Annotated in this window: 1 protein-coding gene; it reads left to right on the forward strand. The window is 49.8% G+C overall.

Features of this window, described 5'->3' with window-relative positions; all coding sequences use genetic code 11:
- The coding region (locus SB847_RS21090) for a hypothetical protein (RefSeq protein ID WP_410578575.1) at positions 1–209 on the forward strand (209 nt) is incomplete at its 5' end.
- Positions 210–271 lie beyond the last annotated feature (62 nt).

Genomic DNA, 271 nt, shown 5'->3' on the forward strand with positions numbered 1-271 from the left:
TTTCGGGCATGTTTCGCTCTCTCAAACAAAGGACACGACAACCAGCGTATCGAGCGCAACGCGTTGTCAAGTCTCAGGCAGGAGATTACGAAACGCACGACGGTTGCAGCGGGCAGAAAGCTACGTTTTTTGGGGTAGCTTTTACCGGGCGCTGCGAAAAGCTGATTGCTTGTGTGCGTGTTATCGGGGCGAAGAAGTACGACATTTAGGTATTTACCCCTACGTTACGGGGTCCATTTTCAGAAACTGAAAGACAGAATTAAACAGCGCT

It is taken from the genome of Bacillus sp. SIMBA_026, from assembly GCF_046535335.1.
Taxonomy (GTDB): Bacteria; Bacillota; Bacilli; order Bacillales; family Bacillaceae; genus Bacillus; species Bacillus velezensis.